Source organism: Ancylomarina sp. YFZ004 (assembly GCF_054254355.1).
The window spans coordinates 1-24,290 of the sequence record NZ_JBTCHQ010000012.1 but is presented as its reverse complement, the minus strand read 5'-3'; the positions used below and the strand labels follow the sequence as shown (position 1 = coordinate 24,290).

Annotated in this window: 18 protein-coding genes; 7 read left to right on the top strand and 11 right to left on the bottom strand. The window is 36.5% G+C overall.

The annotated features are described in order from the left end of the window. The 4 genes from ACXR6G_RS16620 to ACXR6G_RS16605 all read right to left on the bottom strand — a co-directional run bounded on the left by ACXR6G_RS16620 (position 1) and on the right by ACXR6G_RS16605 (position 3,581). Positions 1-369, bottom strand: a complete 369-nt coding sequence (locus tag ACXR6G_RS16620) for a lipocalin family protein (protein WP_458362572.1) — start codon at positions 367-369, stop codon at positions 1-3. Between the two features lie 433 nt (positions 370-802). After that, positions 803-1,507, bottom strand: a complete 705-nt coding sequence (locus tag ACXR6G_RS16615; RefSeq protein ID WP_458362571.1) for a queuosine precursor transporter — start codon at positions 1,505-1,507, stop codon at positions 803-805. 405 nt (positions 1,508-1,912) lie between these two features. Further along, positions 1,913-2,830: a DMT family transporter gene (locus ACXR6G_RS16610; protein ID WP_458362570.1), complete on the bottom strand. Its 918-nt coding sequence runs from the start codon at positions 2,828-2,830 to the stop codon at positions 1,913-1,915. A 115-nt stretch (positions 2,831-2,945) separates the two neighbouring features. Continuing rightward, positions 2,946-3,581, bottom strand: coding sequence for a flavodoxin family protein (locus ACXR6G_RS16605; protein WP_458362569.1), 636 nt, complete (start codon positions 3,579-3,581; stop codon positions 2,946-2,948). 559 nt (positions 3,582-4,140) lie between these two features. On the opposite strand from ACXR6G_RS16605, the gene ACXR6G_RS16600 reads away from it, so the two are divergent. From ACXR6G_RS16600 to ACXR6G_RS16590, 3 genes are all read left to right on the top strand, one after another. Next, complete coding sequence (locus tag ACXR6G_RS16600; protein WP_458362568.1) at positions 4,141-5,142, top strand: carboxypeptidase-like regulatory domain-containing protein; 1,002 nt, start codon at positions 4,141-4,143, stop codon at positions 5,140-5,142. 876 nt (positions 5,143-6,018) lie between these two features. Then, positions 6,019-7,020: a carboxypeptidase-like regulatory domain-containing protein gene (locus ACXR6G_RS16595; RefSeq protein ID WP_458362567.1), complete on the top strand. Its 1,002-nt coding sequence runs from the start codon at positions 6,019-6,021 to the stop codon at positions 7,018-7,020. A gap of 160 nt (positions 7,021-7,180) precedes the next feature. Beyond that, entirely contained in the window at positions 7,181-7,717 is a 537-nt protein-coding gene (locus ACXR6G_RS16590) for a GNAT family N-acetyltransferase (protein ID WP_458362566.1), read from the top strand. 15 nt (positions 7,718-7,732) lie between these two features. Here ACXR6G_RS16590 and ACXR6G_RS16585 read toward each other — a convergent pair whose 3' ends face one another. The 7 genes from ACXR6G_RS16585 to ACXR6G_RS16555 all read right to left on the bottom strand — a co-directional run bounded on the left by ACXR6G_RS16585 (position 7,733) and on the right by ACXR6G_RS16555 (position 18,535). Next, positions 7,733-10,021, bottom strand: a complete 2,289-nt coding sequence (locus ACXR6G_RS16585) for an ATP-dependent helicase (protein WP_458362565.1) — start codon at positions 10,019-10,021, stop codon at positions 7,733-7,735. 127 nt (positions 10,022-10,148) lie between these two features. Next, positions 10,149-12,857, bottom strand: a complete 2,709-nt coding sequence (locus tag ACXR6G_RS16580) for a DEAD/DEAH box helicase (RefSeq protein ID WP_458362564.1) — start codon at positions 12,855-12,857, stop codon at positions 10,149-10,151. A 207-nt stretch (positions 12,858-13,064) separates the two neighbouring features. Continuing rightward, the gene (locus tag ACXR6G_RS16575) at positions 13,065-13,484 is read right to left on the bottom strand and encodes a lipocalin family protein (RefSeq protein ID WP_458362563.1); all 420 of its coding nucleotides are present in this window, start codon (positions 13,482-13,484) and stop codon (positions 13,065-13,067) included. 53 nt (positions 13,485-13,537) lie between these two features. Beyond that, a complete protein-coding gene (locus tag ACXR6G_RS16570) occupies positions 13,538-14,371 on the bottom strand; it encodes a hypothetical protein (protein ID WP_458362562.1) in 834 nt (277 codons plus the stop codon). A 183-nt stretch (positions 14,372-14,554) separates the two neighbouring features. Continuing rightward, a complete protein-coding gene (locus ACXR6G_RS16565) occupies positions 14,555-15,205 on the bottom strand; it encodes a hypothetical protein (protein WP_458362561.1) in 651 nt (216 codons plus the stop codon). Between the two features lie 175 nt (positions 15,206-15,380). After that, complete coding sequence (locus tag ACXR6G_RS16560) at positions 15,381-17,819, bottom strand: ABC transporter permease (protein ID WP_458362560.1); 2,439 nt, start codon at positions 17,817-17,819, stop codon at positions 15,381-15,383. Positions 17,820-17,836: 17 nt separating this feature from the next. Beyond that, entirely contained in the window at positions 17,837-18,535 is a 699-nt protein-coding gene (locus ACXR6G_RS16555; RefSeq protein ID WP_458362559.1) for an ABC transporter ATP-binding protein, read from the bottom strand. Positions 18,536-18,802: 267 nt separating this feature from the next. Here ACXR6G_RS16555 and ACXR6G_RS16550 point away from each other — a divergent pair, with 267 nt between their 5' ends. The 4 genes from ACXR6G_RS16550 to ACXR6G_RS16535 all read left to right on the top strand — a co-directional run bounded on the left by ACXR6G_RS16550 (position 18,803) and on the right by ACXR6G_RS16535 (position 24,142). Next, positions 18,803-20,167 (top strand): sigma-54-dependent transcriptional regulator, encoded by a 1,365-nt coding sequence (locus tag ACXR6G_RS16550; RefSeq protein ID WP_458362558.1) that lies wholly within the window; start codon positions 18,803-18,805, stop codon positions 20,165-20,167. Next, positions 20,157-21,503 (top strand): sensor histidine kinase, encoded by a 1,347-nt coding sequence (locus ACXR6G_RS16545; RefSeq protein WP_458362557.1) that lies wholly within the window; start codon positions 20,157-20,159, stop codon positions 21,501-21,503. The genes ACXR6G_RS16550 and ACXR6G_RS16545 overlap by 11 nt, the downstream gene beginning before the upstream one ends. 639 nt (positions 21,504-22,142) lie before the next feature. After that, positions 22,143-22,802, top strand: coding sequence for a hypothetical protein (locus tag ACXR6G_RS16540; RefSeq protein WP_458362556.1), 660 nt, complete (start codon positions 22,143-22,145; stop codon positions 22,800-22,802). Between the two features lie 437 nt (positions 22,803-23,239). Further along, positions 23,240-24,142: a DMT family transporter gene (locus ACXR6G_RS16535; protein ID WP_458362555.1), complete on the top strand. Its 903-nt coding sequence runs from the start codon at positions 23,240-23,242 to the stop codon at positions 24,140-24,142. The last annotated feature ends 148 nt before the right edge of the window (positions 24,143-24,290 follow it).

The window sequence follows — 24,290 nt, the reverse complement described above, 5'->3', positions numbered from 1 at the left end:
CTATAATTTGCTAAATGATTCTATTTTTCCGTATTTGTCTTTATACTCCATTGATGTTGCTGTTAAGTTTGTAATGGTGTATACTTTTGGAGCTACACCACCAGTTACGATGATATGAATTTGCTCCAACTGATCTTTGTCTATAGTCCAGGTGAATTTCTGAGCTTCTTCTTCTTTTACATCATCAGCAGTATCCCAGGTAGCACCTGATTTATCTTGATTGTATTTTTCGAATAATGTCCCACTTTTCCATTTGCCAATAATTAATGTCTCATCAAAACTGGGTTTAGTTTCTTCGTCTGTAGAACACGAGCTTGTGAATAGCGCTGCGAATGCAAGGCTTAAAATGATTAATGCTAAGCGTTTCATTTGTTTTTAATTTGTTTATGAATAGACCTATTTGTTGCTCAAAAATAAAGTTCAAAAATAAGACTTTATTTTAGTAAATGGATGAAACATGAATTGTTAATTATGAAAATATTACAACAGATTTTCTTTCTGGTTCCTGAGCCTGTCGGAATGCTAAACTCACAAGACTTTAGTCCATTCCGAAAGCCTTCGGAACCCTAAAGCTTTGACTTTTTCAATTTATTCCATTAGTCAATACCTAGCCATCATCAGCTTATTTAATAGGTGGTGAGAAGTTAATCCTTAGTATAGATAAGAGAGATCTACTGTTTCTGGCTGATTGCCTGTTTCTTTGTCTTGTGATTAATGATCAAGATACCTGAGATAATCAGCAAGCCACTCATAAGATGATAACGTGTAAATTCCATTTAGTAGCTACTATCAACAAATCGTATTAATCTAAATAGAACTTCCCTTTTTTGAAAATTCTTTTGCTCCAATATAGGAATGGGGTATCGGCTGCAGCGACAATAAATTTCAAGAAATACGTGCTTATAAATATTTCCCACATAACAGCCGTTTCAAACACGCCCAAAAAAGCAATAAGTACAAAGATATTACTATCAATGAGCTGAGAAACAGATGTACTCAAATTATTGCGTATCCAAATTTGGCTGTCTTTGGGAAAGCGTTTACGCCAAAAATGATAAGCCCAAATATCATGTCGTTGAGAAAGTAAATATGCCGCAAGGCTTGCAATAGCTATACGGGGCATTAAACTGAATATTGTTCTGGTCGCTTCGTGTGCAGCACCTGCAAACTCATCTCCTTCTAGCGGTATAAAAAGCAAGGACAGATTCATTAATAGGGTCATGGAAATGAGACTGAAAAATCCGATCCAAACAGCCTTTTTGGCCTCTTCTTTACCGTAGTTTTCCGACAAAATATCGGTCACTAAAAAGGACGAAGCATAAACAATATTGCCTAAAGTTGCAACAAGCCCAAAAAACTCAACGGTTTGAATAACTTGAATATTGGCAATAATAACAGAAATTGGAATCCAAATAATAAGTCCCCATTTTCCAAATAAGCGGTATGCTAAAATAATTAACAGGAAATTTGCCAGCAACATGACTAGCCATAAAATTTCATTTTGCATTTTTTTGTTTTTTTTAATTGAAGCATGAAAGGATATTCACAAACAATTGTTGTTACGCCTTTCTTTAAACTTCCTTGCAGGGAGATGCCACCTGCTTTGTGTATACTAAATTCAGGCTGCAAATGTAAGAAAAATTGTTTGTTATGGATTCTAATGATTTGCCTTGCCAAGTAATTTTGGCACGTATCTTTTATCAAGTTCAATTCTAATGCTTAGTAGGTTTATGTTGAAGCAAAATAAGTAAGAGGATCATCTAAGCTAAAGTATCACGAGCCTTGATGAGCATCCCGAAATCTTAGCATACGAAATTTAGCAAGAGCGCTAATCCCATCACAAAGCCTTTGCCATCATTAGCTAATTTAATAGGTGGTGAGAAGCTCAATTTTTTAAACAGACAAGAGAGAACTATTGTTTTTGGCTGATTACCTGTTTCTTTGTCTTGCGATTGATAATTAGTATTCCTGAAACAATCAGAAGACCACTTACGAGATGATAGAAGTGTAATTTCTCTCCCAGCAGCACAAAGGCAACTAAACCACTAAACAAGGGTAGAAGGTAGTAAATCATGCCTGCAGAGACAGCTCCAATTTTATCAATAGCCTTATTCCATGAAAGAAAGGAAATGAGGGAAGCACATACAGCGACATATAGAATTGAGCCTAGGATGGGCAGTGTGAATACAACTTCCTGATTCTGGCTCGAGATCCAAAGATGAAAAGGGAAGAGCAGAATTAGCCCAATCAGAAAAGTTGAATACTGAAGCGTTATAATACTCATTTTCTTGTCTTTGTTCTTAATCAAATGGCTATGTATCGCAAATATAAAAGCTGACATAAGCATAAGCGGATCTCCAGCATTTAAGCTCAATTCTGCTAGTTTTGCGGGCTGTCCTTGGGTAACAATGCTAATGACACCAAATAAGACGACAAAGATTCCCAAAACCTTCTTTAAACCTAATCGTTCCTTGAAAAACAGGATAGAGATAAGGAGGATAAAGATGGGGAAGGTGAGCATGATCAGCGACATATTAACTGCCGTTGTGGAGCATCCTGCAAAATATATAAGCGTATTAAAGGTGCTCACACCCAATAGTGCTGTTAGAAAGAGATAGGGCAGTCGTTTCTTTATAATGCCCCATTCTCGAATAACAGATTTGATGGCAAAAGGCGTAAATAAAAGCGTTGCCGTCAGCCAACGGTAAAAAGCCAGGTTAATAGGGTGGATACTATCTGAAAGACCTCTTGAGACAACAAAATTACCTGACCAAAATGCTGTTGCCAACAAAGCAAAGCCCACACCGATTAAGAAGTTGTTATTTTTCATCAAAAGTCTATTTCTCCAATTGTTATCTAATAATTAAGCCTGAATTATTGCCTAAAGACAGACCGCGAATATAAGATTAAATAGTCGCGGTTTACATCTGTCTGTCTGCTTATTGTTATCTAACAAAGTTGGTCATTATCTTTCTTTCCTGACTTGGAGCTTCAATCTTGTCTTTCCCATTCTCTATGAGTTGAAGCAGGTAGGCCATATTCTTACCTAGAACTCTCATAATTTGAACACCCTCTTCATCCTGATGTACTTGTCCTGGCATCATACCATGGATGACATTCCAGTAATTCGATGTTGGAATCATCATTTCGGAATAAGTCAGGTAGTTATTCATTTCGTTGAAAGCGGGCAGGCCTCCTGATCGACGAACAGTTGCTATTGATGCGCCTACTTTATGACGGAATAGATTAGCATTTGCACCTGCAACGTAAAAGGCACGATCGAGGAAGGATTTCATGCTAGCACTCAATGATGCGTAATGCACGGGGGAGCCTAATAGAATCCCATCAGCCTCTTTCATCTTTTGAATCCAAAGGTTGACATCATCATTTTTTATTACACACTTTTCATCTCGGTTTTTAAAACACAGATTGCAAGCTGTACAGGCTTTTACATTTTTCAGACCCACCGAAATAATTTCAGTTTCAATGCCCTTTTCTTCCAGTTGTTCACAGACCAATTTCAGTGCATGGTAAGTATTACCTTCTTTTTTAGGACTTCCGTTAAGTGCAACTACTTTCATTTTGTTTGATTTATTGTTTTTTTTGAATTGCTTTTTGATAAGACAAAGCTACTATCAATTAAAGATAAGAAATGCTAATGACGTGTTAAAGCTAAATGTGAATCTTTGCTTATTCTTATTCAGACGAACGAAATAATTGTAGGCTCTATGTCGAATATAATGGGTGAAGTTTTATTTGTTAAACATCACTAGTTTTATACTTGTAATTATCATTCACGCAGTTAAAGATTGAGAAAATCATTCTTCTTGAATTTTTGCTGCTTTTTTTCAAGAAACGAGCGAAGCGAGTTCATGAATACCCATTCAATTATGAATGAATAAAAAAGGACAAGCCCGTCCGGCAAGGACATTAATATGTGAATTTCTGATTATTTATATACGCTGCTTTTACGTCATAATATATGTCGCATGATTTATTTTCAGCTCGAATTCAGATTAAAAATGGATAAACGCCTAGGATAAATACTGAATTGTTTTTTGTTTATCTAATCTAGATTTTGTTAAGTAATTATTGTTTTGTAGGTTTAAAACAAATATTATCATAATTAAACAAATTAGTATGAAAAAAATCATAGGCGTCGTTTTTATTATGAGCATGTGTTTTCTGTCTCATTCCCAATCTGTAAAAGGAGTTATTTTGGATAAAAAAACAAATGAAAAAATTTGTTTTGCCACGGTTTATTTTGACAATACATTTGTTGGTACAACGTCTAATAACGAAGGGCAATTTTCTTTAAAATTACCTGCCAATTCTAATATGCCACTGGTGGTGAGTTCAATTGGCTATTATTCAGTGGGTATTCCAAAGTATACTAGAAAAGATCCCCTAGTAATTTATTTATCCCCTAAAGACTATCAGATTCGGGAGTTAAACGTATTGGGAAAATCTCTTGTAAGAAAAAGGAAAAAGTATTTAAGGATATTTAAGAAGCAATTTCTTGGAAATACAGAGAATGGTATCACTTGTGTTATCACCAATGAAGAAGATATTAGTTTTAATTATCATAGCTGTTCCGATACGCTTAAGTGCTTTGCCTTAAAGCCAATAGAGATTGAAAATAAAGCGCTTGGATATAAAGTTCAGTTTTTTTTGGATAAATTTGAATACCATTGGAAAACACAATCATTACTCTATCTAGGAAATACCATTTTCAAGGAAGATTTTGCGACCAATGGAAAGAATAAACTTAATTATTTAGGAGAAAGGAAGGATACATATCTTGGATCAAGAATGCATTTTTTTAGATCGCTTTGGAACAATAAGCTTACAATGAATGGGTTTTCGGTTAGAGATGAACAGGGTACAGAATTAAGGTATGACAAGTTCGTACATCATGGATCACTTAATCTAATAAGTTCAAAAGAAGGAAGAAAGAAATATGTAGGCTATTTAAAGGATTTATATATTTATCATTATTCTAAAGTGAGCCATTTAAAAATTAATGAATACAGAGTCTACTTTGATAAAAGAGGGTATTTTGATATTGGTCTTTTTTGGAAAGGAGAATTGGCAGATAAGCGCGTAGGAGACAAATTACCATATGAGTATGTGTTGGAATAATGAATTTAATAATTAGGATTTTTATTCAAATAATGAAGTAGAATCTTGCTATATGTAAGTTGTTGAGATGGCTAGTGAACCTAAGCATAGCATCTCAACATCTTGCTGAAAAAATCGAATGCAAAGAGAACCATAAGTCAAATATTACGATTGGGATGTTTTTCATCTAAAAAATTAATATTGAGGATTAAACCTGTTGATTACGTCTTTTAAACTTTAAGATCAATAGCGTCCTAAATGTTTCTATTCATGTTATGTATTTTGTTGCTAGCCATATGTTTAAGACTACTAACAAGATGAAGAGGGTTCTTTTTGAGCACCTCAGAATATGGCCTCTTTTTTAAATGTTTTTCGTTTTACGAAAGCTTTAGAAAGACCGGGAAGTTGAGAACTTTGTTCGAAAATCACCCGGCCGCACTTAAGCATGAGGCAAATAAGAAAGATAACGCTCCCGATGCATCGGGATTGATTTTTTTTATTCGTAAATATAATTTCGGGCTCTCATGATCTCACTATGTTCGGTAGCTTCGTTTTTTGGATCAAACCAAAAATTGGAGCGTAGCGGAAATCGTGAATACAATTGAAATTATGCACTGAATGAACAAATGAAGTCTGGTTTATTCGCAAAGCTCATGAGCTCGCAAGCTCGGTTGGGCGAAGCGCCAATTTATTAGGACAAAATTGATTATTTATACACGCTGCTTTTACGTCATAATATATGTCACATTACTTATTTACAGCTTGAATTCAGATTAAAAATGGATAAACGCCTAGGATAAATACTGAATTGTTTTTTGTTTATCTAATCTAGATTTTGTTAAGTAATTATTATTGTTTAGTTTAGATTTGAATGTTATCATAACTAAATTGATTAAGATGAAAAAGATCATAGGGACAATTTTTATTATTTGTATCTGTTTTTTGTCTCATTCTCAGACGATCAAAGGAGTCGTTCTGGATAAAAACACCAATAAGAAAGTTTGTTTTGCAACTGTTTATTTTGACAATACATTTGTTGGTACAACTTCTAATAACAAAGGTCAATTTTCTTTAAAAATTCCAACCAATTCTAATATGCCTTTGGTGGTGAGTTCTGTTGGCTATTATTCAGTGAGTATTCCAAAGTATATTAGAAAAGACTCACTAATAATTTATTTATCCCCGAAAGAATATCAGATTCAGGAAGTAAGTGTAAAGGAAAAATCTCTTGTAAGAAAAAGAAAAGCTTATTTAAGGATATTTAAGAATCAATTTATTGGAGATACAAACAATGGTATAGGCTGTGTTATCACCAATGAAAAAGATATTAGTTTTAATTACAATAGCTGTTCTGATACTCTTAAAGCTTTTGCCTCAAAGCCAATTGAGATTGAAAACAAAATACTTGGATATAAGCTTATGTATTTTTTGGATAAATTTGAATACTACAGGAAAACACGCTCGTTTTTCTATATAGGGCATATCGTTTATAAGGAAGATTTGGCAGTCAATGGAAAGACTAAGTTAAATTATTTAAGAGAAAGGAAGGATACATTTCTTGGATCAAGAATGCATTTTTTCAGATCGCTTTGGAACAATAACCTTACAATGAATGGGTTTTCGGTTAGAGATGAGTGTGGTATAAAATTAAGCTACGATAAGTTTGTGAAAAATGTATCACCTAATCTTATAAGATCAAAAGAAAGTAGAAAGAAATTTGTAAGCTATTCAAAGGATTTAAATATTTTTCATTATTCTGAAGTGAGTCATTTAAAAATTACAGAACCCAGAGTCTACTTTGATAAAAAAGGATATTTCGATATAGGTCTTTTTTGGGAAGGAGAAATGGCAGACAAGCGCATAGGTGACAAGTTACCATATGAATATGTGTTGGAATAGTGAATTTAATAAATAAAATTCTTGATTATGATTTTACCCATGATGTGTGTGTGAAAGAATTTAAGAATTTGGATTTAAGAAAAATATGTGTTCCAAATGCATTTCTGATTCGGTAAAACTGATTGGAAAACTTAATTGAAACAAGAGACTAAAAAAAACGATGTATTTAGATGGTGTAGAAACAGAAAGGCTAAGAATTAGAAAACTTAATAAGTCTGATGTGGATACTTGGGCACTGTTTTTTGATAATAACCCTTCATTAGAATACTTGGGGCTTGATTTGAGACTTGATTCAAAAGTGCAAGCCATTGATTGGATTGAGAGGCAATTGTGGCGCTATGAAAATGGTAAATTTGGTCACCATGCCTTGATTGAAAAGAAGACAAATCGATTTATTGGGCAATGTGGTCTACTAAGTCAAGAAATTGACGGTGAACAGGTGATTGAAATTGGTTACCATATCCTACCAGAATACTGGGGCTCAGGTTATGCAACAGAAGCTGCTCAACTATTTAGAAACTTTGCTTTCGATAATGAGATCTGCCAATCGCTTGTCTCTATTATTGATATTAGAAACAAAGCATCTCAGAGAGTCGCTGAAAAAAATGGAATGCAGATTGATAAACAAAGCACATATTACGAGCTGGACGTATATGTCTATAAACTAACAATTGAGACGTACAAGGGTTTGATATAAAGAACTTTTGATCACTTATAGTATCTTTAATGCAGCCCACTGAGGCGCAAAGCTCTTTTCTCCAAACTTGCCAAAGTCGCAGGTGATTTCTTTATCAGTACTACTAACTACAATCCCTTTACCATATTTTGGATGGCTAACTTTCATATCCTTCTTCCAAGGGCTATCCTTTGCTTCTTGAGGATCTACGGGTTTATTAATTATTTCTGGCTTAGTCGATTCAATACGTTCGATAAGTACCGAAGGAATGGCATTGAGAAAATAGGAAGGCCCTTCTTCAGCATTCCATGCCGTACTTTGACTGTGCCAGGATATTTCCATATTATTTTTGGCACGTGTGAGCGCAACAAAGAGTAAACGCTTTTCTTCCTGCAAATGTTTGGGACCTCCTTTTTGTCTATTTAGGGGAATCAAACCTGTGTTGGCACCGCTCAAAAAGACATGATCAAACTCCAAGCCCTTAGCTGCATGTATAGTCAATAAGTGAACGCCATTCTGACTTTTCTTTATGCCGGTATTAATCTGGAAGTGACCTTCCAAACTCACCTGACCCATAGCGGCCTGGTAGGCTTCTACACGATTCCCAAAGCTCTGATGCTGTATGTAAAGCTCCAATTCTTTTATGGCTTGCTTCACCTGATTTGCATTCTCATTGTAATGAACCGAAGTGGGTTTTAGCTGTTCATCTAAATTGAAATAGCTGTATAGGTCAAAATTAGTAGTTGTGTTTAATAGTTCATCTTGAAAAGCCAATAAGGCATTCCCCAATTTGATATGAGTTTCCTCTTTTGGATATTTAACCTGAAGAAAAGCTGTGAAGGCCTCTATTTTACTATTGAACGTTTTCTCATTATTGAATTTACTAAAGGCATTCAGTAAGACTTTACCATTTTTTAGACAACCAAAATCGCTGGAAGTGAAAACAGATAAAATACTATCCAAGTCGTTGGGCTGTAATCCAGCTAAGAGAAGCTTCTTAAGCCAAAATAGGGCAGGGTAATCCTTCAAATTACTTTTAATAACGACCTGAAAGGGAATCCCTTCTTTCTGGAAGATAGACTCGAAGATATTAATTTGCTGGCGAGTACGAAACAGAATGGCAATTTGTTCCCATGCTGTACCGCTAGAATGCAAGGCTTTAAATTGACGAGCATAATAAAAGGCTTCTTGGTTGTCGTCGAAATGATTGACCAATCGCAGCTTATTCCCAGCTGTTCGCGTAGCTTGCAGATCTTCTTGTTCTTGGTTGAGTAGACAGGCTGCAGCACTCAATAGCTGACCTGAACTTCTATAATTCAGAGGTAAACGCATCATGCAACAGCTTGTGTCTGCAATATAACTCTCAAAAATTTGATCGGTACTGCCGCGCCAGGCATAAATACTTTGGTTGGGATCACCCACTGCAAAGAAAGAGCTGCCTTTTACTGAAAGGTAATTTAAGAGCTGAACTTGTTCGCTATTGCAATCCTGAAACTCATCCACAATAACCCATTTCGCTTCAAGTGGGCATTCTTGTTTTAAAAGCCAATTGGCAATGGAGATTAAATCATCGAAATCCATCAGATTATTAGCTTGTTTTTCCTTTCGGGATATGTCTAGCAATTGAGGGAGATCATCTTCATTCTTCATATTTGCATAAAGAATCTGCTTCTCGTTGCGATATAGTTTCAATCGCTGATCCAGTTTATTCTGGTATTTAACATCAAGCTCATGTGTAAGAATCAAACGATGAAGAAATTCTTCTTGAGCCTCCTTATCCATTATAGAAAAGGTGGGTGAAAATCCCAATTTACTTAATTGAGGGTGTTCTTTTATTAGCTGACGGGCCACCGAATGAAAAGTACCAAAATAGCGTAGCTCCTCAGACTGGATAGCTTCTGAATCTTCATAAAAAGAGAGTATACGTTCCCTAATTTCACGAGCAGCCTTATTGGTAAACGTGAGCACAATCATTTTGGAAAGTGGAATGGCTTTGATAAAGTGCAAATAGAGAATCTTATGCGTAAGAACAGTGGTTTTTCCACTACCTACCATAGCACTTAATAAAACTTTACTATCCTCAGAGAAAACCGCCTGTAATTGATAGGTGTTAAGTGTCTCGAGAGCCTGTCCTAGTTTTAAATTTCTTTCACTGACCTGTTTAATTTCATAGGTGTAATTTTCACTTGGTTCTGTAAACCTATCCTTGGGTATAACAATACTCTGATGCGGCACAGCTTGAGCCTCGAAGGCAGAGATGGGATCAAACTCATTGCCTTCAAACTCCGTGTTTCTTAATTTTCTATGTAGATGTTTTAAACTCACTCTAACGTTTGTCAATTGTTACTTATTCCCTTATTTAAAGCACTTTGTTTGATGCGAAGTCTGGAAATTTTTAATTTTGTACTTTACTCTTTTACTCTTTTACTCTTTTACTCTTTTACTCTTTTACTCAATTATTCAAATAGCCCTTTCCGTTATTCATAATCCGTTGCAGTTTCAATTGATTTTTGATATTAGCCTCGCCATCATCAACACGTAAGTGTAACTCGAAATGCTCGGGTAGCTGTATCAGTCTAGCCAATTCTGCTTCAAGCCCTTTTATGACTTCAGGTTTTTGAGCCAATTTCAGACTACTATCCGCAAAGAAAAGAATAAGGTCAGTCCCTTTTATTTCGAAATCAGAACTTTGTTTTAAGAAGCGAGCCCCGAAGTGTTTTCCCTTTTCAAATCGATTCAACAGTTCCTGCCATTGACTTTCTACTTGCTGCCATTCAATTTTTTCTAAGACTTTGGGCAAAGAAGCAGGCAAACCATCTATGTAGATACCTTTAGGCAAGGGAACTTCTTTATAGAAAGAACGAAGGGCCCATAGAATAAGGTGTTTGTTTATGCGATGATCGCCAACACAAGCTGGACAGCCTTCTTTACAAGGACAATCTTTAACCAATTGACCTGCATTTTGAATAATTTCTCCAATAAACTCAAAGGCTTTTTCAGAGAAACCTAAACCACCTTGATATTCATCGAAGAGAATAATGGCATGTTTGTGTAAATGTGATTTGGGATGAGCAAAACCAAAGACACCACCACCCAAATCGGAATGGGTAGCCATAACACGCATGGATGCTGCGGCTTTTAGGCAATGAATTAAACCTTCGGTATAATCAAATCGAGGCACTTGTTTGTCTTCCTCATCTTGTTTTGAAGCTTCGAGACTTGGTGCTTTTCCAGTAGCCACGAAGACTTGCACCACATTGTCTGGTATCTGAATCCAACAGGCTTCGGTTTCCATTTGTGATTCAAGAATTTGTGTCAAACCTTCGTAACCCAAGTTCTGATGGGTATTGAATTGCACCATTTTATATCCCGAGACGAGAACACTAACACGAACATCACCAAAGCAGCTATAGATGCGTTTATCTTCCTGCTGATCATGCTCCATTAGAATATCGATATTACCCGGCTTGTGAGGTTCAGTATAATAATTGGAATCCACCTCTTTAACCCAAGCGGTTTTCCCTTCCAAATCCAGATCAATACTCTTGTATTGCACACTGTCGTGCAAATAAATGGCACCAGGATAAAATTCTTTCTTAGCCTGTATCAAATCAACCGTGGTAATGGTGAGTTCCTTTTCTCTGTCAACCACTTTAATAGTATCGCTGGTCATATTTCTCAAACTGATTTCATGAGCAGGAGAGAGTTGACCACTCCATTGATATTGCCCATAATGTTCACTCAATTCACCTTCCTTTTGCAGGAGAGGAATAATTTCTCCCAGATCGGGAAAAGTTGCGATATCATCTATCGTTAAAGGCAACTCGGCAGAAGCGGCACGAATGTGAGCCAATTGTATGTAGAGGTTGTTCTTATCAATCACCGCATTTTCCGATGCTGACTGTAGTAGCCATTCTGGATGCATCCCCACATACTGATCCATGGGTTTTTCTTTTAGCATCAGTAAAGCGTGAGCCTTATTCCCTTTACGACCTGCACGGCCTAATTGTTGCCAAAAACTAGCACGTGTGCCTGGAAAACCACCCATCACAACCATATCCAAACCACCAATATCGATACCCAACTCAAGAGCAGAAGTAGAAACAACACCATAAATATTTCCCTCAAGCAAATCTTTTTCAATTCGGGCACGTTCCAAAGGCGTATAACCTCCTCGGTAACCCGATATTTTATCAGACATATCAGGACCTAGCTTTAAAGGATCATGAGCAAGAATATCTCGACATTCTTTGGTGACAATCTCCGTTTCCCGGCGCGAAATGCAAAAAGTGATCACTCTCACCATATTGCCAATCAAGTTGGGTAAGAGTTCTTTCAATTCTTCGGTTACAGAGCGTTTACGTTGCGCTTTCTTAATGTATTCGGGTTGCCAAAAATGAATTTCTTTTTCAGGAGCCGGTGAACCATCTTCGTCGATAAGTTCAAAGGGCTGATGGCAGATATTTTCGGCTAGTTCGGCAGGATTGGCAATGGTTGCAGAGCTACATAGGAAATGAGGTGTGTTGCCATGGTAATTGCAAATACGTAACAAGCGACGCATCACATTAGAAACTTGTGAACCAAAAGCACCTCTGTAAGCATGTAGCTCATCGATAACCAGGTAATCGAGATTGGCAAACAGGTGCGGGAAACCATAGCGATTATGATTGGGCAAAAAGGTCGCATTAATCATGTCGGGATTGGTGAGAATGATATTAGCCTCCTGACGAATACGGCTACGTTCATTAGCTGGTGTATCCCCATCGTAAATACCTGCCTGAATGCGATGCTTGCCAAAATACTCCACGAAATCAACAATGTTTCGTAATTGATCTTTGGTAAGAGCCTTGGTAGGGTAAATGAAAATAGCACGTCGGCTTGGGTTCTCAAGTATACGCTGAATTACGGGTAAATAAAAGGATAAGGATTTGCCACTAGCCGTACCTGTTGTAATAACCAGATTTTCGCCTTGCATGGCTCGTTTGTACATTTCAGCTTGATGGGAGTAAAGCTGATCATATCCCATCTGACGAAGACAATCCTGAAGTTCAGGATTCATATCGGAAGGGATGGGTACGTATTGTGCTTTTCGAGCGGCTATTTTTCGGCTAGATAAGATTCGATCACCAAAACTCTCTAGTATTTGTTCTATTGTTTGCATAGGCTTTTTCTGAACTTGCAAAGATAAAAAGCTTAAAGGAAAGGCCAACATGAAGAAAGGTCAAAAAAAATAATTAATAATGAGGGATTTGTAATTATTGATGAATAACTGGATTGTTTAATTGATAGGAGATTAATTCTCTTTTTGTGTTAAGCCCTGAAAGGGTGAGATAATCTACAGGGAAACCCAATAGATAAATGAATGTCATTATTGCCTCTTATAAGTAAAGCTCGCATAGCCATTGTTTAGCTTCAGACTATTTTTACAAACAAATTCTATGGTATATTCCTCATCATCAATAGAGGAGCTATGATTGCCTATGCTCTTGGCTGTTAGGATTAACTTTACGGGTTTCAAAACCCATTTCTGATAAAGAAGTGTGTGCATATTTATAGAACTGGCCGTACCATCTTCGTTTAACGTAAAACCCTGAATAGAATTTGGGGTTCCTGGTATAGGTTCTACCCATGAACCAATAAAAAGCGCTTTGTCCTCAGATGAAATAGCTGAAGTTTCGTCGTAGATATCATCTTGTAAAACATTGAACTTGATTATACCTGCAAAAGCAATCAATATAAAGAGTGCTACAATGCTAAGAAGTATGCGTTTGAATTTTTTTGATTTCATAAGATTATTTATTAAGCCTAAGTGAACGTGTAGATTATTGGTGATTTCTTAGTTTAAAAACTAAATGCCATGCCCAGCTGAAAGTGATTGTTATCACCCATCTGTCGTTGACTGAAATCGCTCAATAAAACTCTATCCAAATTCATCCCAACATCTTGAACTATTCCCCAAATATGAAAGCCTTTGTAAGAAATATTAAGACCAGCAAAACCTCGTAAAGCCATCAGTTCGTTGAGCCTTAATCCAAAACCAAATTGGGGTGTCAGTTGCCAGTCATCTCCTAGCTTGATGGCAAATTCGGTATAAGGATAAAAACAAAGGTTTGAGAAATCTTGACTTGTGTTAATTCCTGAGTTAATGGCGTCACCATTCTCAATGTTCTCCAATCGTCTTAGTTTATCTTTAAAGCGGGAGTAGTCGCCACGTTCTATATGCCAACTGCTCTGTAAACCAATAACACGCCAGTGAGTCCTACTGCTAAGGGGGATATTTAAAGCGATTTTTGCTCGTATACCTCCTCCATAGTAAGAGTGGTCACCATCAAAATCTTCAAACTTGCTGGGTAAGTTTTTAACCTGATAGTTGCCTAAAAAACCAAATGCGCCAATGGCATAAGTGACGTGTTCTTCTGATACTGCATAATGGTATGAAAGTTCAGCAGATTCATTCTTTTCATTCTCGTAATAGCTGACATCCTTATTGTACTTTCCACCAAAATAGTTTCGTGATACGCTTTCTTCACCTTCAGCCATGGGACTTTGCATATGGGTATAAATACCTCCGGCAAGACCATCTCCGTAATAGGTGCGACAAGAAGAAATAAAAAGAATACTACTTAAAAAGCATAATTGTGTAAAGGGCTTTAGCCATTTAGATTTTATCAACATATAATAGGTTTGAATGTTTGCTTATTACTCTATCTGATAACAACAATCTCTATTGAGAAAACCCTACCCATTATATTAATATTTTAAATAATTTCCACTTTTAGCGTTAATAAGGGAACTACAATTGACAATGGATATTTGTTATTTTGTAGCAGGTGGATGTAGATGTAACCAAGTATTTGATTAGATCATTTCGAGCCAGGCTTGTTGAACAAGAAGGGTATCTGTTTCCGTAAATTCTGATACACATGATTTATCAAATTCATTATTGTTTTCTGAGAAATAACTTAGCCCATTCTGATATTTGAATAAAATTTCGATCAGTGGGTATTTAAGCATTCCTTTTGTTGACTTTAAATAATAACAATGTTTGAAATCCGTGTTTTTTGTAAATCCCGTTGCAATTGGAAGCTCGGATTCAATATAATATAGAGGTTTGTGTAAGAGGAACGTTTTATTACTGAACTTATCCTTTGTAGAAATCTGGCTTATTTCTTTATCTTCCCAATATACAAGGTTTGCTTCTTGATGCACATCTCTTATTCCAGTATAGTTCTCAAAAGCAATATCCACATTAGAATCAGAGGTGTAAGTCGCCTTCATTTGCCCTGCAAATTTTTTAGTATCAAGTTTGCTTATAATATCTTTATGTCTTTCGATAAAATCTTTACCGATAGGATTCGAGCTAATATCCCCATCTTTAGTATAAACTTTAATCGTAATATCGACAATAGAGTGACTGGTATATTCTCTTGGGTATTCAGAAGTTTCCTTGTCACAACTTATTAGGCTAAGAAGTGTAGTTATTGCAAATATAATATGAGTTTTGTTCATGTTTTGAGAAAATAGTGAGCCCAAAGATAAACAAATTAGTATTTTCTTGTGGACTATAGTTTCAAACTATGTCTGTCGTTTAGTCATGTATATTGGTTTACATTTTATCTTAAAATAAAAAGAGAACTTTCCCTTTAATAGGAAAGTTCTCTTCATAATTATAGTCGATTTATTTTTATTCATATTTCAATGCTTCAACAGGATTCTGTATTGCAGCTTTCCATGTTTGCCAGCTCACAGTTAGTATGGCAATAATAAGTGCCATGATGCCAGATAATGCAAATATCCACCAGCTTAGTTCAATACGGTAGGCAAAGTTGCTGAGCCAATCTCTTGCGATATAATAGGCAATAGGGCAAGCAATAAGAAAGGCCACGATCACCCATTGTGTGTATTCCTTGATCAACAGCATCAGGATTTCAAATGATGTGGAACCATTAGCTTTTCGAATACCAATCTCTTTCGTTTTGTGTTGAATACTAAAAGAAGACAAAGCAAACATACCCAATACGGATAGAATAATCGATAGGATTGAGAACAGTGTTAAGGCTCGCATCTCTTTGTATTGGTTGAAATAGATTTGCTCATACAAATCATCAACAAACTCATATTTGAAGGGATGATCAGGTGCTAAAGCTTCCCATTCTTGTGTTAATACCTTTAATGCCTCAGCTTTTCTGTTGGGATCTATCTTGGCAATAAACGTACTATTGAACATCTTCTTGGCTGCCATTACCATTGGCTTTTCCTTAGAGAACATGTCTCCGTAGTGTAAGTCACCAATGACTCCAATCACCTTACCTTTTTTAAACATTTCAGGCGAAGCAAAATTAAATTTAAATGATTTGCCGATGGCATCCTCAGGCTTCTGAATGCCTAAAACTTTTAGAGCTGATAGATTTAAAATATATTTTTCTTGAAAACCAGGATGTTCTTTAGTGTATTGATCAAAAATCTTCCGGGTAGCTTCGTGATTAGGGTTCATATCATTTATCGCAAGAGCAAGTCTTTCCCATCCAATGGATGAAGTAATACCCATTTCTAGTGATCCAGCAAGAGGTTTGATATTGAATAGCTTGAAAAAATCTGCCTCGATAGAAAACACATTCAGTTTTGTTTCCACAGATTTATCAACACCTTCCATTTCAATAGGAAATGCATAGGTCATATTAAGTCCTGGTTTGTAAAAGGCTGCACTAACATTTCTAATTTCAGGATGCTTTAAACAGGATTCCTTTAAGACTTCATATTTTTGAATCATATGAAAAGGAACATCCTGCATCATGACTATGGATGATTTTTCATCGCCAGGATGCAGATCATTGACCAAATCGATTTGTTTGTGCAAGACAATGGTTGTTATAATTGCAGCAATGGAAAGCATAAACTGGAAAAGCAATGAGGCTACAAACTTCTTGGATCCTTGGTAGGGAGAACGAGCTAGGTCTTTCGAAACTTTAGTTGTGACCAATGGTAGAAGAGAAGCTAAGGCAAAGATCAGGTAAAAGACGAAAGCTATCCAAAGCATATCTAAACCTGAGATGCTAAGATTAAAAGCTGAACCGCTAAAAGCATCAAAATTATAAGCTAAAAGCCCACCCACTAAGATAGCAAAACTGATAGGAATAAGTGATCGGGTGACAATGATCCTGGCTAAATTAGAATAAGATGCCCCATTGATCATATGGATTTTAAAATCTTTCAGATCAGTAATAAACTGCACGTAGTTTAAATTGGTGAAGTTGATAAAAGCAATCAGAAAAACAATTAGCGCACCTATGATCAATATAATTAAGGAGGTCATACTACCATTTATATCCATTTCATCAGTATTATGACTGTATAAATGGATATCTCTTAAAGGCATTAATTGGGAGATTGGATCAGATTCACCATTTTCATTATGATTCTTCCACTCTAAATCAATTAGAGATTTTAGTGAGCTTAAATCTCGTTCTTTATTTAATAAAAGATAAGTATAAGCATTAGTAAAAGCATCTGATTGATCTTCCTTGTTATTTAAAGAAAATAGCAGTTCGGCTTTAAAATGTGAATTGTCTGGAAAGTCTTCCATAACACCTGCAACAGTATAGCTGCCAGATTTGGAATACAAATATTGAGTTTGAATTTTAATCTCTTTACCAAGAACCTCTTCCGTACCAAAGTAAGCCAAAGCTGTCTTTTTACTAATAAGCACCTGATTGGGTTGATCAAATAAGCTTTCTCTGTTACCGCTAATCAATTTAAAATCGAAGAGCTTAAAAAAGTGCTTATCTGTAAAAAAGATCTGTTTTGTGGAAAATTTATTTTTATTAGCAGTTATGACTGAATTTTGAGAAGGGATCAACCTAGTGACTTCTTTAATTTCAGGGAAGTTTTCGTAAAGAGGAAGAATAAGTTCCCCTCTTATTCCTGTAGTTAGCGGTAGTCCATTTGTTTCAGTATTTATATTGAGAATACGATAAATATCATCCGCTTTTGAATGAAAGTTATCGTAGGAGAGTTCTTTTTTGGCGTGGGTGAATATGATAAGGGCAACAGCAAAGGCCAGCCCTATACCAAGGGTGTTGATGCCGTACCATTTCTTGTTCTTTAGGATTTGATTTAATATCATGGGTTTGGGGTGTTAGCTTAGTAATTAATAGTAGCGAATTCTTTAGCGGTTTTCTCTGTCATCACTTCACCATCGAATAGGCGAATAACGCGGTGTGCAAACTCAGCATCTCGCTCGGAGTGTGTTACCATTACAATCGTCATTCCTTCGCTATTGAGTTCGGTAAGCAAATTCATCACTTCCAATCCTGTTTTAGAATCCAAATTACCTGTGGGCTCATCGGCAAGTAGAAGTTTAGGTTTTGCAGACACAGCTCTAGCAATGGCCACACGCTGTTGCTGTCCACCCGATAGTTGTTGCGGGTAATGATTCTTGCGATGCCCAATCTTCATACGATCCAGAACTTCTAAAACTCTAGCCTTTTTATCAGCTTTGCTTACATTAAGGTAGTTGAGTGGTAATTCTACGTTACGAAAAACGTTAAGCTCATCAATTAGGTTAAAACTTTGGAATACAAAATTGATATTACCCTTACGTATGGCATTGCGCTGCTTCTCTTTCTGATTGCCGACCTCCTGATCGTTAAAATAATAATCGCCGGATGTAGGACTGTCGAGCATACCTAATATATTGAGTAGGGTCGATTTGCCACAACCCGACGGTCCCATGATGGCAACAAATTCGCCTTCTTTTATATCGAGATTAATCTGGTTGAGAGCGGTGGTCTCAACTTCTTCAGTTTGGAATCTTTTGCTTAGGTTTTTAATTTTTATCATGCCAATAGGTTTTGTGATACGATTGTTTTATTGATTGAATGCTAATCAAGTTTTAATTATTGATCTCATCTTTATGTTCTAAAACAATTGTTCAATCGCTATGCCATAAGACTCTAGGCCTAGATAATCAGATGCTTGTCGTCTAAGGTCGCTGTGTCTGTGCAGTTAGATTGTAAAATATTAAAAAAAAGACTGTAAGAATACTTTACACTATGTTGACTAGTATGCTTCTTATTTTTACATTTGAAGAGCTAAAGTTATAAAATTATGTCTACTGGTAAAATCTTAGTTGTTGACGATCAAAAATCTGTCTTGGTGGCCTTACAACTCCTGCTTCAAGATGAGTTTGATGAGGTGATCACACTTTCAAATCCGAATTGTTTGTTGAGTACTCTAGAGAATCACTCTATTGATGTGGTGGTATTAGATATGAACTTCTCCGCAGGGGTAAATACGGGTAACGAAGGCCTCTTTTGGTTGAATAAAATATTGGAGCACGACCCCAAACTCAGTATTATTCTTCTGACCGCTTATGGTGATGTGGAACTGGCCGTAAAAGCTATTAAGATGGGAGCGGTTGACTTTGTTTTGAAACCCTGGGACAATCGAAAGCTAATCACGACCATCAAAACGGCCATTCAGTTACGGCAGTCCAAACAAAAGATTGATCGCCTGGAAGGGGAAAAGCAGAGCCTAACTCAAGTTTTGAATAAGAGTGAAACGCAAATGATTGGCCGATCAAAGGTCATGTTCAATTTGAATAGGATCATACAGAAAGTCGCGGCTACAGATGTGAATGTCCTCATATTGGGTGAGAATGGAACAGGAAAAGAGTTGATTGCCAGAGAAATTCATGCTCAGTCGGCAAGGCGGGATGCTGTGTTGATAAGCGTAGACATGGGCGCTGTTTCCGAATCCTTATTCGAAAGTGAACTCTTTGGTCATGCCAAAGGCGCTTTTACCGATGCCAAGGCCGTTAAGTTAGGCCGATTCGAACTGGCTTCGGGAGGAACCCTATTTCTCGATGAGATTGGCAACCTGTCTTTAGCCATGCAAGCCAAGCTCCTGTCTGTTTTGCAAACACGTCAATTGATTCGCCTGGGCGATAACCAAATCAGAGAAATTGATATTCGTTTGGTGTGTGCCACCAATAGAGACTTGATACAAATGGTTGCTGATGGGGAATTTCGAGAAGATCTACTCTACAGAATTAATACCATACACATCGATGTGCCACCCCTACGCCAACGGGGAGAGGATATTGCTGTGTTGGCTGAATTTTATCTGCGCAAGTATGCTCAGAAGTACGGTAAACCCAAGCTTCGTTTCTCTACTAAGACTTTAGATAAGCTCATGCAATATGCCTGGCCGGGCAATGTGAGAGAATTACAACATACCATTGAGAAGGCGGTGATTCTGACTGATAATAAGGAATTAATGGCCGATGAATTTTTATTCCATCAATCCACAAAGAGAGAAAGGGAATACAAGCCTGCTAGCTTAGCTGATATGGAAAAGGAACAGATTGCCTTGGCAATGTCGCATCATTCTGGAAATATGAGTCGAATTGCTAGTGAATTGGGCGTTTCTCGTCCCACACTCTACAGTAAATTGAAAAAGTATGATCTATAAGAAACTCTTTGTGCAATTGATTCTAAAATTGGGTCTTATTGTTTTGCTTTCCATTTTCATGGGGTGGTTGATATGGGAGAGTCCTTATCTTTATATGGCTTTTGCACCACTGGGATTGATTATTTATCTGGTTTACTCTTTGATGCATGACCTGAATTCAACCAATCGATTACTCAGTCAATTTTTTCTAGCTGTTAAGAATGACGAGACAGCTCTAAATTTGCAGCATACAGATGAAGGTAAATCCTTTAATGACTTACGGGATAGTATGCAGGTTGTGAATCAGATCATCAAGAACCTGCGTATGAAATACCAGCAAAAGGAGATCGTAAGCGATGCCATTATCGAGAATGCCGCGGTGGGTATCTTAAGCTTTAATTCTCAGGGATTGGTTGAGAATATTAATCGAAAAGGAAGAGAATTGCTTGGTGTGCATCATTTGGTGAGTATAAAAGCCCTACTTAAAACGGACCCAAATTTGGTTGAGCTTTTTCAAAGCATCCAAGCAGGAGAGAGTCGTGTGTTGAAAACTTCTGTGAATCAAAAATCGCTGCATTTGTTTGTTTCCTGTACCTGTATCAAACTTAACACCGATAATTGGAAATTGCTTTCCTTCTCGGATATTAAAAGTGAAATGGATGCTACAGAGTTGGAATCCTGGCAGCGATTAATTTCTGTCTTAACTCATGAAATCATGAATTCCATTGCGCCACTAACCTCCCTTTCTGAAACTTTGTCTCGCACCTATTCACAGATTGATGCCAAATCAGTGATTGGTGAAAAGAATCTTTCGAAAACACGTTTGGGATTACAAGTGATCCAGGAGCAAGGGGAAGGTTTGATGCATTTTGTTGATTCTTACCGCCAATTAACACGCATTCCCAAACCACAAATAAAAACAGTCAGTATACATCATTTGTTTGAGCATGTGAGAGCACTACTCATTTTGGATGATGATGTTAGGATTCAATATGATTTTTCCATTGAGGCTGATGATCTATCTATTGAAGCCGATGAGAAACTTTTGGTACAGGTTTTGGTTAACCTGATTCAGAATGCACAACATGCCATAAGCGATAAGGGAATAATACAGGTGATTGCCTGTAGAAACTGTGAAGAACAGACCTTGATTAGAATCATAGATAATGGTGTGGGAATCAAGTCAGAAGATATCAAGAATATTTTTGTGCCCTTTTTCACAACGCGTGAGAATGGTTCTGGTATTGGACTCAGTGTCACGCGTCAGATTATATGTCTTCATCAGGCTAAAATCTCAATAGAGTCTGTATATGGGGAAGGCTCGCAAGTAGAGCTTAGTTTTCCAGCTTACAAATAATGAGCCTTTGAATTATTATTTTTGACACAGATCTGTTAAGATGAAATATGATTGAAGCTAATTCGTAATTATCGATTAGTGATGAATAATTGGATGACTAAAATGATTTCCCGCAGATTGCGCGGATGATCGCAGAAATACAATGAATAGTTCGACGCTGATTTAAAATGTCAGGTTATACAAGCCCCAAAGGGGTGAGATCGATTAGCAAAGGGGGAAAGCCCTTTGTAAATTGATGATTGTTTTTTTAAAGCCCTGAAAGGGTGAAATGAATTATCGCAAAGCTCAATAGGTGAATGAATTAGATTGTTCCTTTTTCTAGGTGTAAGATTGGTCGAATTGTATATCATAAAAAAAAGTAAGGACCAGACGCAACCTTTATGGTATTCTCTCATCATAATTAAAGTTAAAAGGTTTGTATTTGCAAGTGTCCAAAATTTGCAAGAATTGTTTAAGTAAAACTTTAATACAGTTGTAATTATAATATGCCATTCTATTTACCTGTAAAGAGTTTTTTATCTATTTTGATTTGGGGTTAAAATAGGTGGGTGCAGTCGTGAGGCTGCACCTTTTTTTTTTGAAAATTAGGGTATTGTATCCATCGCGATTTATCTGGACAGAATAAGTCAAGTGCTCTTTATGAAAAAAACAGTTGTATTCCAAGCAACCTTTTTAGAATTGAGTCATCTTGAAAGAAACATAAATGTTCATCTTATGAAAAACCTACTTATCTTTTGCTTACTACTATTTGCTTTTATGTCTTGTGATCAGGATAATGAAGTGAGTCAAAAAAATGAAATTGATTATGCACCAGTGCTTAACTATTTCCCTTTGAATATCGGAAACGAATGGGAATTTGAACTCAGAGGTAAGCGGGAAGTGGTACAAATACAGAGCCTAAATGGGCAAGCGTATTTTGAGATGCTTAATGATTACGAAACGTCTCGATTTTACAGGGTAAAGAATGATAAAGTTTATGTCATAAGCCAGGCATTAACGAATAAGGAAGAAATGATATTTGATCTAGCTGCTGAGGTAAATACAAGTTGGAACTATGGCCCTGGGAAAGTGACCTTAGCCGATAGAGAGGCGAGTGTTAGTATTGGTGATATTGTGATTGACAATTGTTTAATGTTCAATTTCCATAATGATAATTTAATCGATTATGGTGGGACGGTGTGGTTGGCACCTGGCATTGGTTTTATTCAAGAGACCTGTCAAGAATGTTTTGGTGAAGCCTATGCACTTATGCAATTGAAATCTGTAGTTATCAATGGGAAAAAGGAAGCTTACAACTAAGCTACAATAGACTGTTTTAATTTGACGTTAAAATAGGTGGGTGCAGTCATGAGGCTGCACCTTTTTTTTAGGCTCAATTTTAAAGTATGTCAGAAATTGATAGGCCTGTTTTTGTCTTTCATGAAAAAAGGATATATTCGCACCAGATTGAGCATCTAAATATTTTGTAATTGGTGATATTCCATGCTATGGAAGATTTCGGAATTCACCTTAGCTCATCATAGATCACCTCTGTGTACCATAGCTTCATCATTAAATATTAATGACTTATGAAGCTATTCTCGTATGCCATTTTAGGCTTTTTATTCGTTTTAATTTTTAGACAAGAAATTGCAGGTTTTGTTATTCGTTCCCACATACTTGGGATATGTAAGTCAATGCTTTGCCCTTATCATATGGGCTAACAAATCAAAATTTCAACTTCTAAAATTTAAAATATGAATATTAAAATCAAAGCCATCTTGCTTTTATTATTAGGAACGATATTCTGGGGTATGACCTTTGTTTTTATTAAGGATGCCGTATCCTTAATGAGTGTTGCCAGCTTTCTTGGCTATCGGTTTCTATTGGCTACGCTTTTGTTAGTGTGTCTTTTTTTTAAACGCTTTGCAAAATACGACTGGGCGACTTTAAAGTATGGCGCTTTATTAGCCATACCGCTTTTATTTAGTTTCCTGGCACAAACCATAGGCTTGCAATATACAAGTGCATCTAAGGGTGGTTTTATTACGGGTTTATCAGTTGTGTTTGTTCCGCTGCTTCTTTCGCTTATCCAAAAACGATTACCTAGTTTAAATATTATAATTGCTGTAATTTTGGCTACCATGGGATTGGCTTTTCTGACATTAGGGAGTCATTTGAGTCTCAATATTGGCGATAGCTGGGTCTTCTTATCAGCTATTCTTTTTGCAAGTTATATTATCATGGTGGGTCGGTATGCAGGTAAGAGTGATGCTATATTACTATCTATAACTCAGTTCTTTCTAGTTGGCATAATTTGTATCAGCTATTCAAGTATTAAAGGGGACTTGTATTTCCCAAACGAGTATAAGGTTTGGCAGGCCATTATCTTCACTGCTTTATTTGCCACCGCTTTTATGTATACGGTTCAGAATTATTATCAGAAGTATATATCTGAAATAACAACCTCAATTATTTTTTCATTTGAGCCACTATTCGCTGCAATCACAGCCTATTTTTATTTAAACGAAGCTCTAACTGAAAGAACTGTTATAGGTGGCTTAATGATTTTTGCAGGTATCTTGTTTGCTGAAATTAAGATGGAAGGCAAGTTTCAGAAAATTAAAAGAAGATTAGCTTTTTCAAGCGATAAGAACTGATTCCAAAAGTATCCCATAATTTCTAATTGCGAAGCAAAAGTCTCCCCTTCAGGGGAGATACAGAGGGGTGTAATAGCTATGACTAAAAGAAAATGTTAGTGTGAGAATAAAACCTCTCCTTACTAACCCCTCTCAATTGCGAAATGTC